The organism is Acidovorax sp. SUPP2539, assembly GCF_030158975.1.
GTDB lineage: Bacteria > Pseudomonadota > Gammaproteobacteria > Burkholderiales > Burkholderiaceae_C > Paracidovorax.
The window spans coordinates 942,607-956,530 of record NZ_BQXJ01000001.1 but is presented as its reverse complement, the minus strand read 5'-3'; the positions used below and the strand labels follow the sequence as shown (position 1 = coordinate 956,530).

Here is a 13,924-nt window from a genome sequence, read left to right as displayed (position 1 = left end):
CGCTGCCGGGCGGTTCATGGCCTTTCAGGCCTCCAGCACAATCAGTACTAGGGCGTATTGCTACATTTTTCATAGCAAAGCGATTTCTGCATGACCACGACCCCCCAAGCCCCGGCGGGCGCCCTAGCCGGCATCCGCGTGCTCGATCTGTCCCGCGTGCTCGCCGGCCCCTGGTGCACCCAGGTGCTGGCCGATCTGGGGGCGGACGTGGTCAAGGTGGAGCGCCCCGGCGTGGGCGACGACACGCGCCACTGGGGCCCGCCGTTCCTGAAGGACGACGCGGGCAACGACACGGCGCAGGCCGCCTACTTCACGGCCTGCAACCGCAACAAGCGCTCGGTCACCATCGACATGGCCACGCCCGATGGGCAGGCGCTGATCCGCCAGATGGCCCAGCAGGCCGACGTGGTGGTGGAGAACTTCAAGGTCGGCGGTCTGCGCCAGTACGGACTGGACCACGCCAGCCTGCGCGCGGCCAACCCACGGCTCATCTACTGCTCGGTGACCGGCTTCGGCCAGGACGGGCCCTACGCCGAGCGCGCCGGCTACGACCTCATGATCCAGGCCATGACGGGCCTGATGAGCATCACCGGCCGGGCCGACGGTGAGCCCGGCGCCGGCCCGCTGCGCGTAGGAGTGGCCGTGATCGACCTGTTCACCGGGCTGTACGCGAGCAACGCCATCCTGGCCGCGCTGCACGTGCGCGAGCGCACCGGCGAAGGCCAGCACATCGACATGGCGCTGCTGGACGTGGGCATGGCCGTGCTCGCCAACCAGGCCTCGGGCTTCCTGGCCACCGGACAGGCGCCGACCCGCCAGGGCAATACGCACCCCAGCCTCGTGCCCTACCAGGACTTTCCCACCGCCGACGGCGCCATGCTGCTGGCCATCGGCAACGACGGGCAGTTCGCGCGGTTCTGCGCGGCGGCCGGCCGGCCGGAATGGGCGCAGGACGCCCGGTTCGCCACCAACCCGCTGCGGGTCAAGCACCGGACAGAGCTGGTCCCCGCCCTGCAGGAGGTCACCCGCACCCGCACCACGGCCGACTGGATCACCTTGCTGCAGGACAAGGCCGTCCCCTGCGGCCCGGTCAACACGCTGGCCGAGGCGTTCGACGACCCGCAGGTGCAGGCCCGGGGCCTGCGCGTGGAGCAGGCCCGGTGGCCACAGGGCGAGCCCGGCGACGGCATCGGCCGCATCGCCGGGGTGGCGAGCCCGCTGCGGCTGTCCGCCACGCCGCCGGTGCTGCACCGGGCGCCCCCGGCCCTGGGGCAGCACACCGACGAGGTACTGGCGGGCCTGGGGCTGGACGCCGAACGCATTGCGCAACTGCGCGCGGCGAACGTGGTTTAGCCCACCCCAGCCGACGGCATCGGCACCATCCGGAAAAAGCCTTGCCTTCGCGCAAGGCTTTTTTACATGGGCCGGGCGCTCGGGATTACCCTGAAAGATGGCCCTCGAAAACCATCTGCTACCCATTGCCTCGCCGGCTGGCAAGAAGATTGCGTCGCCCCGCCTGAATCGGAGCGCGGGCGCAACACGGGAAAATATTAGGACCGGGCCTACACCATCACGCTCTAAAATTTGTAAACACGCGTATCCAATGCGAAGGAGGCAGCGATGAAGGCAGTGCAGCAGGAAATTGACGAGCGGACCAACCTCACCGGAACCAACAAATTCGAGTTGCTGCTCTTTCGGTTGGGCATCGACGAAAACCTGGGCAAGTCCGAGCTGTTCGGCATCAACGTCTTCAAGATCCGCGAGATCGTGGCGATGCCCAGCATCACGCCCATTGCCGGCGCCACGCCGCACTCGCTGGGTGTGGTCAATCTGCGCGGCCAGATCATTCCGGTGCTCGACCTGCCCTCCATCGTCGGCTGCAAGCCGCAGACCGGTCTGAACATCATGCTGGTGACCGAATATGCGCGCACCACGCAAGCCTTCGCCGTGGAATCGGTGGAAGACATCGTGCGCCTGGACTGGAAGCAGGTGCTCTCCGCCGAAGCCAGCGGCACCGGCGGCCAGCTGGTGACCAGCATCGCCCGGCTGGACGGCAACACCGACGGCTCCCGCCTGGCGCAGGTGCTGGACGTGGAAGCCATCTTGCAGATGGTCTCGCCGTCCGACGAGCACAAGGTCGATCCCGAGAAGGTCGGCCCCCGCCTCAAACTCAAGCCCGGCACCATGATCCTGGCCGCCGACGACTCGTTCGTGGCCCGCTCGCTCATCGAGAAGGAACTGCAGGCCCTGCACGCGCCTTACGAAATGACCAAGTCGGGCAAGGAAGCGTGGGACCGGCTGAACGCCATCGCCCGCGCCGCCGAGGCCGATGGCAAGACCGCCGCCGACCGCGTCGCGCTGGTGCTGACCGATCTGGAAATGCCCGAGATGGACGGCTTCACGCTCACCCGCAACATCAAGCAGGACGCGCGCCTGAACAAGATTCCGGTGGTCATCCACTCCTCGCTGTCGGGCTCGGCCAACGAGGACCATGTGCGCAGCGTGGGGGCCGACGGCTACGTGGCGAAGTTCGTCGCGGAGGACCTGGCCGAGACCATGCGCCGCGTGCTGCCCAAGTAAGTCAATCAATCCAGCCAACCCAGCGCCGCAGGGGCCACGGCGGCCTCGCCGCCGCTCAGCGCGGCCGCGGGTAGCCGTTCTCCACCCAGGCCGCCGCGCTGGCGCTGGTCAGCACGAAGCCGGGCGACACGCCCACGCGGGCCAGCAGTTCGTCGTCCAGCGCCGAATGCGCACTCAGCGTCGCGGTGGGATGTTCATCGTCCGGCTCGATGGCCAGCAACACGCGCACGCGCTGGTCCCGCACGGTGACCGTGACGCTCTTGTTCAACTGGGCATGCAGTTGCTGCTCATGGCGGCGCAGCACCTCCGACGCGGTCTTGACCAGCGTGTGGAAGGCCGAGACATCCAGCGGCTTGGGATTCTTCTTGTCGCGCCCCATGGTCCAGGGGCCGACCAGCGCGGGCTCGGACTCTCCCCGCAGCGTCATCTCGACGGCCCAGCCGTCGTCGTCTTCGTTCTTGACGACGCGCGCGGTCCAGCGCTCGTCGCTCCACAGGCGGGGTTCCTGCACGGGGGTGGATTCTGAGTCTTCGGTCATGTCGGCCAGTTGGGGCCTTCGGCCGCACCGAGGCCGTCCGAAGGCAAAGCCGCAGAGTGTAGAGCGGGACGCGCATGGCACACCACCAGAGGCACGATCCATCTCCATCCATCCGGGAGGCCGTCGCATAGACTGCCCGGATGATCCTGGAAACCGCCCCGCTCACCATCCGCCCCGGGCAGAACGCCGCCTTCGAGCAGGCCTTCGCCGAGGCGCAGGGCCTCATCGCCCGCATGCCCGGATACCTTTCGCACGAACTGCACCACTGCGTGGAGCGCCCGCAGGAATACCTGCTGCTGGTGCGCTGGACCACGGTCGAGGCGCACGAACAAGGCTTTCGGCAGTCACCGCAATACCAGGCGTGGAAGTCGCTGCTGCACGGGTTCTACGATCCGTTCCCGACCGTGCTGCATTACGCCCCCGTGGCCGGCCTGCAAAATGCCTCTGCCGCGCCGCGCCCCGCCGCCGTGTGAAGACGGGGCAAAGCCTGACAATGGCGCCCGCGCAAGGTCAACCAAAATGGTCATCAGCGCGTCACACACGGGCGCGGCGTGTCGCCTGACCGCCGCCGTCACCCATCGGCCGCCAGACGCTCCCTGCAGCGCGGCCACCAGCCAGCGAGGCCTTTCCATGTTCCACCCCGCCCTCCGAATCCTTGCCGCCGGCACCCTGGCCGTGCTGGCCACGGGCTGCGCGGTGCCCGGCGACCCGTACTACGAGCCCGCCTATCCGTCCGCCAACTATCCGGCAGCGCCGTCCTATCCCTACCCGGCCAATGGCTCGACGTCGATCACCGTGTACGAACAGCCGGCCTATGGCTACAGCCGGCCCGCCTACCCCGTCTATGTACCCACGCCCGTGCCGGCGTATGGCTGGGACCGCCGTGACGATCGCCGGGACGACTGGCGTGAACGGCAGATGCGCGAAGACCGCGAGCGCGCCTGGCGCGACCGCCGGGACCGCGAGGCCCGGGAAGCGCGCGACGCCGACCGCCGCCGCGACAGGGACCGGGACGGCCAGCGTGCGGATGCCGACCGGCGCCGTGCCGAGATGGACCGCCAGCGCGCCGAGCTGGACCGGCAGCGTCGCGAACAGGCCGACCGCCAGCGTGGCGAAGACCGCCGCCCGCCGGGCGCGCAAGACCAGCGGCCGGCACCGGGCTGGCGCCTGGAGCAAAATCCCCAGAACCGGCCCTGACCGCCCGGCACCACCGACCTGAACCGACCGATCGCCCACGGGAAACGGCCATGATCCAGCGCCCTGCCTTTCTAGCCTCTCGCTCCGCCGCATGGCGCTTCGGCGCCGCGCTGGCGGTGGCGGCGTGCGCTGCAGCCCCCTTGGCCACCCATGCCCAGGTGATGCGCTGCACCGACCCCGCCTCCGGCAAGGTCACCTACACCGACGGTGCCTGCGACAAAGGCACGGCCGCGCGCGAGGTCGAGGCCCGCAAGAGCCGCGAGGAAATCGAGGAGGAGCGGGCCCAGGCCCTGCAGGCGTTGCAGCTCAAGCAGCAGCGCCAGCAGATCGAGCGCCAGGAAGCCCAGCAGGAGGCACGCCAGGACCGTGAGCGCGCCGCCGCGCGGGCCCCAGCCGATCCGTCCCGATCGCCCGAATGCGCCCGCTCGCGCCGCAACCTCGACCGGGTGGCCAACGAATCGGGCGGGGGCAACTACGACGGCCAGGCCCGCCTGACCGCGGCCCAGCGCCAGATGGACCTCGACTGCCTCGGCCCGCAGGGCTATGCGGAGGTCGAACGGTCTCGCAGTTACAGCGGCGGCAGTGGCGACTACTACGCGCCCCCCGCCGTCGTGGTGCTGCCGCCCCGGCGCCCGGTGGTGGTCCAACCCGCGCTCCCGGTGCCCTCCGCCCCGATTTCGCACTGCAACGTGTTCCGCTGCTACGACCAGCAAGGGAACGTCCACCCGCGCTGATGCGTGCGGGTGGGCGCGTCAGGTCGCGCGCAGGCCCTGGGCCACGGTCGGGTAGCGCAGCATCACGCGCAGTTCCTTGCGCAGCCGCGTGGCATCCAGTCGGCGGGACTCACCCATGAAGCTCAGCAGCGGTGCGGGCAAATGCGCCTTCGCGGCGCTGCGCGCGATGCGCGGCGGGCGCGGCAACCCGTACAGGTCCGCGGCCAGATCGAAGTAATCGCCCATCTTGATGTCGCTCGCATCGCTCACGTGGTACACGCGCTGCGGCTGGCCGCGCCACAGGGCCGCCACGCAGGCGCGGGCCAGGTCGTCGGCATGGATGTGGTTGGTGTAGACGTCGTCCTCGGGCAGCAGCACCGGGGTGCCACGGCGCAGGCGGGCTTCGGGCGTGCCGCCTTCGCGATCGGGCGCATAGATACCGGGAATGCGCAGGATGCTGGCGCGCACGGCGCTGCGGCCCAGGTGGCGCACGGCGCGCTCGGCATTCACCCGCCGTTGCGCGCGGGACGTGGCGGGCGCGACGGGACGCGCCTCGGTCACCCACGCTCCGCCGCAATCGCCATACACCCCGCTGGTCGAGCCGTACACCAGCGCGCGCGGCAAGGTGCGCAGGCGCAGCGCCCGCGCCAGGGCGACCGTGCGGCCGTCATACCCTTTGGCGGCGCCGGCCACCGCATCGCCCGGCGGGGGCGCCAGGTGCAGGACGCGGGTGGCCAGGCCGGACAGGCGGCGCAGGCTGGGCGCATCGTCCAGGTTGCCCAGCAGGGGGGTGATGCCGGCGGCGCGCAACGGCGCCCTGCGCTCGGGGCTGGAAGTCAGCGCCAGCACCCGGGGCCGGGGACCGCCGGCCGATGCGCCCAGCACCCGGGCTGCCCGCAGCCCCACGTCGCCACAGCCGATGATGAGCACGCGCTGGCGGCGAAATCGCGCCGGCAGGGCCCCGAGGGGGCTTTGGTTTGAGGGCAAAATCGGATCCGTTTGGCGAGAAGAACCTCCAAGGATACCCACTCCATGACCCCCGCAGAGACGGCCGCAGCCGCCCACCAGATCACCATACAGCCCAGCGGCCGGGCCTTTGCCGCACAGCCCGGCGAATCCATTCTGGCCGCCGCCATCCGCAGCGGCGTGGGCCTGCCCTACGGCTGCAAGGACGGGGCCTGCGGCTCGTGCAAGTGCAAGAAGCTCAGTGGCGCCGTGGCCCACGGCGAGCACCAGTCCAAGGCCCTGAGCGCGGCCGAGGCCGACGCGGGCTTCGTGCTCACCTGCTGCGCCCAGCCACTGACCGACGTGGTGCTCGAATCGCGCCAGGTGACCGATGAAAGCGCCTACCCCATCAAGAAGCTGCCGGTGCGCGTGTCCACGCTCACGCGGGTGTCGCACGACGTCATGCAAGTGCGCCTGCAGTTGCCTGCAGCGGACACGTTCCGCTACCACGCTGGCCAGTACATCGAATTCATCCTGCGTGACGGCGCGCGCCGCGCGTACTCTATGGCCAACGCGCCCCACACGCAGGCCGACGCGCCGGGGCTGGAACTGCACATCCGCCACATGGCGGGCGGGCGCTTCACCGACCACGTGTTCGGCGCCATGAAGGAAAAGGAAATCCTGCGCGTGGAAGGCCCCTTCGGCAGCTTCTTCCTGCGCGAGGACAGCCCCAAGCCCATCATCCTGCTGGCCTCGGGCACGGGGTTCGCCCCGATCAAGGCGCTGCTCGAACACATTCAGGCCAAGCGCATCGAGCGACCGGTCACGCTGTACTGGGGCGGCCGCCGTCCCGGCGATCTGTACATGGATGACTGGGTGCGCGAACGCATGGCCACGATGCCCCAACTGGCCTATGTGCCCGTGGTGTCCCATGCCTTGCCGGAAGACGCCTGGGCGGGCCGCACGGGCTACGTGCACCAGGCCGTGATGGACGACCATGCCGACCTGTCGGGCCACCAGGTCTATGCCTGCGGCGCCCCCATCGTGGTCGATACGGCACGGGTGGTGTACAGCGCGGAACGCCAACTCCCCCCCGATGAGTTCTACGCGGATGCCTTCACGTCAGAGGCCGACAAGCACGGGGCGAGCGAGCCTTCCGCCCAACCCTCTGGAGCCACCTCAGGCTGACGCGGTCCGGGCGCCAGCTTGCAGCAAGGAGCGCGCCCCGGTGCGCGGCCTTCAGCGGCGCCAGCCCGGCCGGCCGTAATAGCCACGCCCATAGCCGCCCCGGCCATAGACGCCGAAGAAGCCGATGGTCGGCGCCACCACCACGGGCGGCGGCGCCACGTACACGGATTCGGTCTGGTAGTAGCCCGGCCCGCCGTAATAGCCGGACCCGGCGTAATAGCCCGGGCCGACCGGGGCCACGACGCAGCCGGTGAGCAGGCTGGTGGCCACCGAAGCGGCGGCGAGGGTGATGAGGCGGATGGACATGGTGGCTCCTTGGTGCGGGGTCCGAGACGCCATTCAACGCCCCGGACCTTAAGCGGTCACTTCCGCACGGTATCGCAGAAGTAACAACCGGTAATAGCCATCCACCGGCATTGATGGACGGTCTTCAGCGCGACAGCGCGCGGCAGGCCTCGGCACAGCGGCGGCAAGCTTCGGCGCAGGCCTGGCAGTGGGCCATGCCGTGCCGGGCGCACTCGTTGGCGCAGCTATCGCACAGTCGGGCGCACAGGGCGCAGATCTCCGGCGCGTGGGCGCTTTCGCGGGCCATGGCGGCGGCGGCCACGCGGCACAGCGCGGCGCAGTCCATGTCCAGGGCGATGCACTGCACCATGCAGCGGGGCTCGGGCTCGCGCAGGCACGCGGCCGCGCAGTAGTCGCACGCATCGGCACATTCGTTGCAGGCGCGAATGCACTCGGCATAGCGCGATGCGGTGACGGTGTCGTGTGGGGCGGCCTGCGGCATGGAATGTCCTTTTTCCGCCGGTGCGGCGGCGCGTGATGGGGTGCAAACTGGGAAACGGCTTCGACGTTTATAGAAATGCCCCCTCACGGAACCTGTAGGACGGCGCTGCGACCTCGCACCGCCGGACCCCCTTTCAATTTTTTGCACAATGGCAGCATGAATCGCAGAAACCTCCTTCTCTCGGCCGCCGCCCTCGCCACGGCGTTTGCATCCCCGCTGGGCTACGCGCAGGATGCGCCGATCCGGCTGATCGTGCCCTACGCACCCGGGGGGCCGCTGGACGTCACGTCCCGCGCGCTGGCCGAGCGGGTGCGCGACACGCTGGGCACGGTGATCATCGACAACAAGGCGGGCGCGGGCGGCAACATCGGCGCCGATGCCGTCGCCAAGGCCGCGCCGGACGGTCTCACCATCGGCCTGGCCGCCACGGCGACGCATGCCGTCAACCCCTGGCTTTACAGCCGCATGCCCTACGACGCGGCCAAGGACTTTGCCGGCATCACGCAAATGGTGAGCGTGCCCAACGTGCTCGTCATCAATGCGGCCAAGGCGGCGGAACTCAAGATCAACACCGTGGCCGATTTGATCGCCTACGCCAAGGCCAACCCCGCCAAGCTGAACTACGGCAGCGGCGGCAACGGCAGCGCAGGCCACCTGGCCGGCGAAATGTTCAAGCAGCGCGCCGGCATCTACGCCCTGCACATTCCCTACCGCGGTGCCAGTCCCGCGCAACTGGCGCTGCTGGCCGGCGAAGTGGACTTCAACATCGACAACCTGGCCGCCGCCGCGCCCAACATCCGCTCGGGCAAGCTCAAGGCGCTCGCAGTGACCTCGCCGCAGGCCAGCGCCATGCTGCCGGGCGTGCCCCCGCTGTCGGCCACGTTCAAGGGCTTTGCGATCGAGACGTGGTGGGGCCTCGTGGCGCCAGCCGGCACGCCCAAGCCCGTCATCGCCAAGCTGAACAAGGCCTTCGTGGCCGCCCTCAACGCGCCGGAGACCAAAACGCGCTTCGCAGCCCTCATGGCCGAGCCCGTGGGCACCACGCCCGAGCAGTTCGATGCCTTCATGGCGTCGGAGCGGGCCAAGTACCAGCAGGTGGTGAAGGCTTCCGGCGCGAAGGTCGACTGACCAGGCCAGGGCACGCAGCCGCCCTTGGATCAAAACGGCCACCAGCGCATACCCATCGTGCTCCGGCAGCTATATTTTCAATAGCAATCGTTTCAGGCGGCGGCGCGGAATTGCCGCCGGTAGGCGGAGGGCGCAATGCCCACCGCCGCCGAGAAATGCTGCCGCAGCGAGACGGCGGAGCCGAAGCCCGACGCCACGGCCACGGCATCGATCGACTGGTCTCCACCCTCCAGCAGGCGCTGCGCCAGCGCGATGCGCTGGTTCTGCAGCCATTGCCCCACCGTGGTCCCGGTGGACTGGCGAAAGCGGCGCGTGAAGGTGCGCGGGCTCATCACGGCACGCTCGGCCAGCGCCTCCAGCGTGTGCGCCTCGTGCAGGTGTTCGCCCAACCACTGCAGCAGCGGCGCAAGCCGATCCCCCCGCACCGAGGGCGCTACCGGCTGCTGGATGTACTGCGCCTGCCCGCCCTGCCGGTGCGGGGCCACCACCATGCGGCGCGCGGCGCAGTTGGCGGCCTCGGCACCGTGCTGCTGGCGCAGCAGGTGCAGGCAGCAGTCGATGCCTGCGGCGGTGCCGGCCGAGGTCAGCACCGTGCCATCTTCCACGTACAGCACTTCGGGCCGGAGCGCCACCTGCGGGTAGCGCTGCGCGAACGCCTGCGCCAGCGCCCAGTGGGTGGTGGCGGCGCGGCCGTCGAGCAGCCCCGCCTCGGCCAGCACGAACGCCCCCAGGCACAGACCCACGATGCGCGCGCCGCGGCGGTGCGCGGCCCGCAGCGCGGCCAGCAGCTCGGGGGGCGCGGGGGCCAGGTTCTCGTGCCAGGACGGCACCACCACGATCTGCGCGCGCCGCAGCATCGCGAGGCTGTGCGCCACGTCGATGCCGAACCCGGCAGATGTACGCATCGGGCCGGGCGCCACGCCGCACACGCGCAGCCGATAGCGCGGTGCGCCTTGCGCCGTGCGGTCCTCGCCGAACACCAGGCAGGGCACCGAAAGGTGAAAGGGGCTGATGCCGTCGAAGGCCACGACGGCCACGGTATCGGGGGCGGGCTGGGAGATGCTGCGCATGATGGCCCGATTCTATCGATCGGTGTCAATCCAGCCACTTTCAGCGGTGACACGAAAGGCGAACAATCACCTCCGACCCTTCCGCCGCTTCAGGCAACCACCCTTCAAAAGGACTTCGAGAATGCCCTCCACCCCCACCCCCACCCCTCCCCGCCGCGCCCTGGTCGTCATCGACGTGCAGAACGAATACTTCGCGGGCGGCAACCTGCCCATCGAATACCCGCCGGTGGCGGACACGCTGCCCAACATCGCCCGCGCCATGGACGCCGCTCAGGCCGCCGGCGTGCCGGTGGTGGTGGTGCAGCACACCGCGCCCACAGGCGCGCCCGTGTTCGACAAGGCCACGGACCGCTGGCAACTGCACCCGGAAGTGGCGCGCCGGCCTGCCGACCACCGCATCGAAAAACAGCTCGCCAGCGTCTTTGCGAACACCGACCTGGCCGACTGGCTGGCTGCCCGCGGCATCGACACGCTGACCGTGGTGGGCTACATGACGCACAACTGCGACGCCAGCACGGTGTTCGAAGCGGCGCACCGGGGTTTGGCCGTGGAGTTCCTGAGTGATGCCAGCGGCGCCCTGCCTTATGCCAATGCGGCCGGCCGCGTGAGCGCCGAGGAAATCCACCGCGTGTTCAGCGTGGTGTTCCACAGCAACTTCGCGGCGGTGGCGACGACCCGGGACTGGCTGGCGGCCGTGCAGGCCGGCCAGACCCTGCCGAAGGGCGATGTGTATTCGTCGAACCAGCGCGGGCGCGAGGCCGCCTGAACAGTAGCGCAGTAGCGGCGAACACCGACCCGTCGGCGCTCCCTGCGGAGCGCGGGGGGTTGTTCAGGGCCAGAAGGGTCCGAGCCGCTCGATGCGCTGCGACTGCACGGCGGCCAGGCGGGCGGGCTCGACGCGCCCGGGTGCGATCTCGGCCAGTGGCTGCAGCACGAAGGCCCGCTCGCCCATGCGCGGATGGGGCACGGTGAGTTCCGGGGTGTCGATGCGCTCGTCGCCGTACAGAAGTACGTCCAGGTCCAGCGTGCGCGGCGCGTTGCGGTAGGGGCGCTCACGGCCGGCCGCCTGCTCGATGGCCTGCAGAGCATGCAGCAGGTCGATGGCGGCCAGCGGGGTGGCCAGTTCGGCCACGGCATTCCAGTAGTCCGGGCCACCGGCATCCACCGGCGCGCTGCGGTACAGCGACGACACCCGCAACAGTCGGCTGCCGGGCCATCGCGCCATGGCATCGAGCGCGCCGAGCAGCGCTGCCCGCGCATCGCCCAGGTTGGCCCCCAGACCGATCCAGGCGGAGACGGGGGTGCCGGGGCCGCCCGCAGGAAAGGACACCGCCGCCATGCCGTGCCCCGCCCCGTTCAATCGCCCGAAGGGCCGGACGAGGCCGCGGGGGCCGCGCCCTCGCCGCCGCCACCGCCACCGCCCGAAGGCTTGCGGCGGCGCCGGCGGCGCTTCTTGGGGGCGGCCTGGCCGTCGCCGGCCGGGTCTTCGCCGCCATCGGGTTCATGGTCCTGGCCGTCCTGCCCTTCCTGATCGCCCCGGGAGGGGGCTGCGGCCGGGCGGGCCTCGCCAGGGGAGGCGGCAGTGCCGTCCGCCTCCGCCGCAGGCCGGGGCACGCGGCGCACGACGGGCTGGGCCTTGCGCTGGCGGGACTTCTGCTCTTCGCGGGCCTGGTCGATCATGTCGTCGCGGCGCATGTCGTCGGCGTGCTGGAACTCCTGCCACCATTCGGCCAGCGCCTCCTCGACCTCGCCCACATCGGCGCGCAGGCGCATGAAGTCGAAGCCGGCGCGAAAGCGCGCCTGGGCCACCATGCTGTAGGGCGTGGAGCCCACGCGCTTGTCGAAGCGCGGCTGCATGACCCAGATCTCGCGCATGTCGGCGGCCAGCTTGCCGCGGCCCGATACGTCGCCGATGCGCCGCTCGAACACGTCGTCGATGGCGTCCTGCAGCGCAGGAAACGGCTGCTCGCGCTGCGCGATGCGCCGGTCCCAGCCGGTCTTCACGTCCTGCCACAGCACGCAGGCCAGCAGGAAGCTCGGCGCCACGGGCTTGCCCTCGCCCACGCGGCGGTCGGTGTCGGCCAGGGCGGCGCTCACGAAGGAGGAATCGGCACGCTCGACCACCACGTCCAGCAGCGGGTAGATGCCGGTCGCCATGCCCAGCTTCTTGAGCTGCGCGATCGTGGCCAGCGCGTGGCCCGTCTGCAGCAGCTTGAGCATTTCGTCGAACATGCGGCTTTGCGGCACGTCGGCCAGCAGCGCCTGCGACTCGATCAGCGGGCCCGCCGTCTTGGGCTCGATGGTGAAACCCAGGCCCGCGAGCTTGGCCGAGAAACGCACGGCGCGGATGATGCGCACCGGGTCTTCGCGGTAGCGCGTGGCCGGGTCGCCGATCATGCGCAGCAGCTTTTTCTGCGCGTCCTGGATGCCCTTGTGGTAGTCCACCACGACCTGCGTTTCGGGGTCGTAGTACATCGCGTTGACGGTGAAGTCGCGCCGTGTGGCGTCTTCGTCCTGCGGGCCCCAGACGTTGTCGCGCAGCACGCGGCCGCTGGCGTCCACGGCGTGCTGCATGCCCACCAGTTGCTGCTTGCTGGTCTTTTCGTTGCCGCTCACCTGCTGCTCGATGGCGGTGTTGTCCAGGTAGGCGCGGAAGGTGGAGACCTCGATCACCTCGTGCTCGCGACCGCGGCCGTGCACCACGTGCACGATGCGAAAGCGCTTGCCGATGATGAAGGCGCGGCGGAACAGGCCCTTGACCTGCTCGGGCGTGGCATTGGTGGCCACGTCGAAGTCCTTGGGCCGCAGGCCCAGCAGCAGGTCGCGCACGGCGCCGCCCACGATGTAGGCCTCATAGCCCGCCGCCTTGAGCGTGCGCACCACGTCGGCCGCGCGGCGGTCCACCAGTTCGGGGTTGATGCCGTGCACCGAGGCAGGCACTTCCTCGCGCTTGCCGAAGCGGTTCTTTCCGCGGCCGGCGCCGGGGGCGCCCTTGCCCAGCAGTTTGTCGATGAACTTCTTGATCATGGTTGGGTGGGAAAGAGATCCAATATGCGCCAGCCACGCTGCTGCGCGATCGCCCGCAGGCGGGGGTCGGGGTTGGTGGCCACCGGGTGATCGACGGTTTCGAGCAGCGGCACATCGTTCATGGAGTCGCTGTAGAACGTGCTCTCCACGCCGCTCCAGGCCAGGCCGCGCGCCGCCAGCCATTCTTCCATGCGCCGCACCTTGCCTTCGCGCATGGTCGGCGTGCCCTCGATGGCGCCGGTGTACCAGCCCTGCGCGTCGCGCGCAAGGCCCATGGAGAGCAGTTCGTCCACACCCAGCGCCTGGGCGATGGGGCCGGTCACGAACTCGTTGGTGGCAGTGATGATGACCACCTGGTCGCCCGCCGCCTGGTGCTGGCGCACCAGCTCCAGCGCCTGCGGATGGATGGCCGGCCCGATCACCTCGCGCATGAACTGCGCATGCGCCGCTGCGGCGGCCTCGGGCCCGCGCTGGCGCACGGCCTCGATGGCAAAGCGCACGTAGTCGTGCACGTTCAGCGTGCCGGCCTGGTAATGGGCGTAGAACTCGTCGTTGCGGCGCCCGAACTCCACCGGGTCGTTCCAGCCGATGCGGATGGTGAACTCGCCCCACTCGTAGTCGGAGTCGAGCGGCAGCAGCGTGTGGTCGAGGTCGAACAGGGCCAGCCGAGGGCGTTGCGCCGGGGGTTCAGGGTTCATGCGGTGTGGGGTGTGGAAAAAGGGGCGGAAGGGGGGAGGCAAAACCGGCAGCG

16 protein-coding genes are annotated in these 13,924 nt (G+C 70.0%); 8 read left to right on the top strand and 8 right to left on the bottom strand.

Annotated features, from left to right (window positions below; all coding sequences use genetic code 11):
- Positions 1–90 precede the first annotated feature (90 nt).
- On the top strand, positions 91–1,353 hold the full coding sequence (locus AVTE2539_RS04335) for a CaiB/BaiF CoA transferase family protein (protein WP_284408484.1): 1,263 nt from the start codon (positions 91–93) through the stop codon (positions 1,351–1,353).
- A 267-nt stretch (positions 1,354–1,620) separates the two neighbouring features.
- The gene (locus AVTE2539_RS04330) at positions 1,621–2,580 is read left to right on the top strand and encodes a chemotaxis protein (RefSeq protein ID WP_272564454.1); all 960 of its coding nucleotides are present in this window, start codon (positions 1,621–1,623) and stop codon (positions 2,578–2,580) included.
- A gap of 55 nt (positions 2,581–2,635) precedes the next feature.
- Here the strand turns inward: AVTE2539_RS04330 and AVTE2539_RS04325 are convergent, their stop codons facing one another.
- Positions 2,636–3,118, bottom strand: a complete 483-nt coding sequence (locus AVTE2539_RS04325; protein WP_284408483.1) for a hypothetical protein — start codon at positions 3,116–3,118, stop codon at positions 2,636–2,638.
- A 140-nt stretch (positions 3,119–3,258) separates the two neighbouring features.
- Here AVTE2539_RS04325 and AVTE2539_RS04320 point away from each other — a divergent pair, with 140 nt between their 5' ends.
- From AVTE2539_RS04320 to AVTE2539_RS04310, 3 genes are all read left to right on the top strand, one after another.
- Positions 3,259–3,591, top strand: coding sequence for an antibiotic biosynthesis monooxygenase family protein (locus AVTE2539_RS04320; protein ID WP_284394897.1), 333 nt, complete (start codon positions 3,259–3,261; stop codon positions 3,589–3,591).
- 157 nt (positions 3,592–3,748) lie between these two features.
- Entirely contained in the window at positions 3,749–4,315 is a 567-nt protein-coding gene (locus tag AVTE2539_RS04315; protein ID WP_284408482.1) for a hypothetical protein, read from the top strand.
- 50 nt (positions 4,316–4,365) lie between these two features.
- The gene (locus tag AVTE2539_RS04310) at positions 4,366–5,049 is read left to right on the top strand and encodes a DUF4124 domain-containing protein (protein WP_284408481.1); all 684 of its coding nucleotides are present in this window, start codon (positions 4,366–4,368) and stop codon (positions 5,047–5,049) included.
- A gap of 18 nt (positions 5,050–5,067) precedes the next feature.
- Here AVTE2539_RS04310 and AVTE2539_RS04305 read toward each other — a convergent pair whose 3' ends face one another.
- A complete protein-coding gene (locus AVTE2539_RS04305; RefSeq protein WP_284408480.1) occupies positions 5,068–6,015 on the bottom strand; it encodes an NAD-dependent epimerase/dehydratase family protein in 948 nt (315 codons plus the stop codon).
- A gap of 45 nt (positions 6,016–6,060) precedes the next feature.
- Here AVTE2539_RS04305 and AVTE2539_RS04300 point away from each other — a divergent pair, with 45 nt between their 5' ends.
- On the top strand, positions 6,061–7,161 hold the full coding sequence (locus AVTE2539_RS04300; protein ID WP_284408479.1) for a CDP-6-deoxy-delta-3,4-glucoseen reductase: 1,101 nt from the start codon (positions 6,061–6,063) through the stop codon (positions 7,159–7,161).
- Positions 7,162–7,212: 51 nt separating this feature from the next.
- Here AVTE2539_RS04300 and AVTE2539_RS04295 read toward each other — a convergent pair whose 3' ends face one another.
- Positions 7,213–7,467: a hypothetical protein gene (locus tag AVTE2539_RS04295; RefSeq protein ID WP_284394909.1), complete on the bottom strand. Its 255-nt coding sequence runs from the start codon at positions 7,465–7,467 to the stop codon at positions 7,213–7,215.
- Between the two features lie 124 nt (positions 7,468–7,591).
- Positions 7,592–7,948, bottom strand: a complete 357-nt coding sequence (locus AVTE2539_RS04290; protein ID WP_272564461.1) for a four-helix bundle copper-binding protein — start codon at positions 7,946–7,948, stop codon at positions 7,592–7,594.
- 156 nt (positions 7,949–8,104) lie between these two features.
- Between AVTE2539_RS04290 and AVTE2539_RS04285 the strand changes: the two genes are divergently transcribed.
- Positions 8,105–9,076, top strand: coding sequence for a tripartite tricarboxylate transporter substrate binding protein (locus tag AVTE2539_RS04285; RefSeq protein ID WP_272564462.1), 972 nt, complete (start codon positions 8,105–8,107; stop codon positions 9,074–9,076).
- A gap of 92 nt (positions 9,077–9,168) precedes the next feature.
- Here AVTE2539_RS04285 and AVTE2539_RS04280 read toward each other — a convergent pair whose 3' ends face one another.
- Positions 9,169–10,146 (bottom strand): GlxA family transcriptional regulator, encoded by a 978-nt coding sequence (locus AVTE2539_RS04280; RefSeq protein ID WP_284408478.1) that lies wholly within the window; start codon positions 10,144–10,146, stop codon positions 9,169–9,171.
- A gap of 121 nt (positions 10,147–10,267) precedes the next feature.
- Here AVTE2539_RS04280 and AVTE2539_RS04275 point away from each other — a divergent pair, with 121 nt between their 5' ends.
- On the top strand, positions 10,268–10,912 hold the full coding sequence (locus tag AVTE2539_RS04275; RefSeq protein WP_284408477.1) for a cysteine hydrolase family protein: 645 nt from the start codon (positions 10,268–10,270) through the stop codon (positions 10,910–10,912).
- A 63-nt stretch (positions 10,913–10,975) separates the two neighbouring features.
- Here the strand turns inward: AVTE2539_RS04275 and folK are convergent, their stop codons facing one another.
- The 3 genes from folK to AVTE2539_RS04260 are packed head-to-tail and all read right to left on the bottom strand — an operon-like array spanning position 10,976 to position 13,871.
- Positions 10,976–11,485, bottom strand: a complete 510-nt coding sequence (folK, locus tag AVTE2539_RS04270) for a 2-amino-4-hydroxy-6-hydroxymethyldihydropteridine diphosphokinase (RefSeq protein ID WP_284408476.1) — start codon at positions 11,483–11,485, stop codon at positions 10,976–10,978.
- Positions 11,486–11,502: 17 nt separating this feature from the next.
- On the bottom strand, positions 11,503–13,173 hold the full coding sequence (gene pcnB, locus AVTE2539_RS04265; RefSeq protein WP_284408475.1) for a polynucleotide adenylyltransferase PcnB: 1,671 nt from the start codon (positions 13,171–13,173) through the stop codon (positions 11,503–11,505).
- Complete coding sequence (locus AVTE2539_RS04260) at positions 13,170–13,871, bottom strand: histidinol-phosphatase (RefSeq protein WP_284408474.1); 702 nt, start codon at positions 13,869–13,871, stop codon at positions 13,170–13,172. Before AVTE2539_RS04260 ends, pcnB begins: the two co-directional genes overlap by 4 nt.
- Positions 13,872–13,924: the final 53 nt, after the last annotated feature.

What these genes read in the sequence shown, in the direction of transcription:
- AVTE2539_RS04335 (WP_284408484.1), top strand. Translation starts at nt 91, where the DNA reads ATGACCACGACCCCCCAAGCCCCGGCGGGCGCCCTAGCCGGCATCCGC.
- AVTE2539_RS04330 (WP_272564454.1), top strand. Translation starts at nt 1,621, where the DNA reads ATGAAGGCAGTGCAGCAGGAAATTGACGAGCGGACCAACCTCACCGGA.
- AVTE2539_RS04325 (WP_284408483.1), bottom strand. Translation starts at nt 3,118, where the DNA reads ATGACCGAAGACTCAGAATCCACCCCCGTGCAGGAACCCCGCCTGTGG.
- AVTE2539_RS04320 (WP_284394897.1), top strand. Translation starts at nt 3,259, where the DNA reads ATGATCCTGGAAACCGCCCCGCTCACCATCCGCCCCGGGCAGAACGCC.
- AVTE2539_RS04315 (WP_284408482.1), top strand. Translation starts at nt 3,749, where the DNA reads ATGTTCCACCCCGCCCTCCGAATCCTTGCCGCCGGCACCCTGGCCGTG.
- AVTE2539_RS04310 (WP_284408481.1), top strand. Translation starts at nt 4,366, where the DNA reads ATGATCCAGCGCCCTGCCTTTCTAGCCTCTCGCTCCGCCGCATGGCGC.
- AVTE2539_RS04300 (WP_284408479.1), top strand. Translation starts at nt 6,061, where the DNA reads ATGACCCCCGCAGAGACGGCCGCAGCCGCCCACCAGATCACCATACAG.
- AVTE2539_RS04295 (WP_284394909.1), bottom strand. Translation starts at nt 7,467, where the DNA reads ATGTCCATCCGCCTCATCACCCTCGCCGCCGCTTCGGTGGCCACCAGC.
- AVTE2539_RS04290 (WP_272564461.1), bottom strand. Translation starts at nt 7,948, where the DNA reads ATGCCGCAGGCCGCCCCACACGACACCGTCACCGCATCGCGCTATGCC.
- AVTE2539_RS04285 (WP_272564462.1), top strand. Translation starts at nt 8,105, where the DNA reads ATGAATCGCAGAAACCTCCTTCTCTCGGCCGCCGCCCTCGCCACGGCG.
- AVTE2539_RS04280 (WP_284408478.1), bottom strand. Translation starts at nt 10,146, where the DNA reads ATGCGCAGCATCTCCCAGCCCGCCCCCGATACCGTGGCCGTCGTGGCC.
- AVTE2539_RS04275 (WP_284408477.1), top strand. Translation starts at nt 10,268, where the DNA reads ATGCCCTCCACCCCCACCCCCACCCCTCCCCGCCGCGCCCTGGTCGTC.
- folK (WP_284408476.1), bottom strand. Translation starts at nt 11,485, where the DNA reads ATGGCGGCGGTGTCCTTTCCTGCGGGCGGCCCCGGCACCCCCGTCTCC.
- pcnB (WP_284408475.1), bottom strand. Translation starts at nt 13,173, where the DNA reads ATGATCAAGAAGTTCATCGACAAACTGCTGGGCAAGGGCGCCCCCGGC.
- AVTE2539_RS04260 (WP_284408474.1), bottom strand. Translation starts at nt 13,871, where the DNA reads ATGAACCCTGAACCCCCGGCGCAACGCCCTCGGCTGGCCCTGTTCGAC.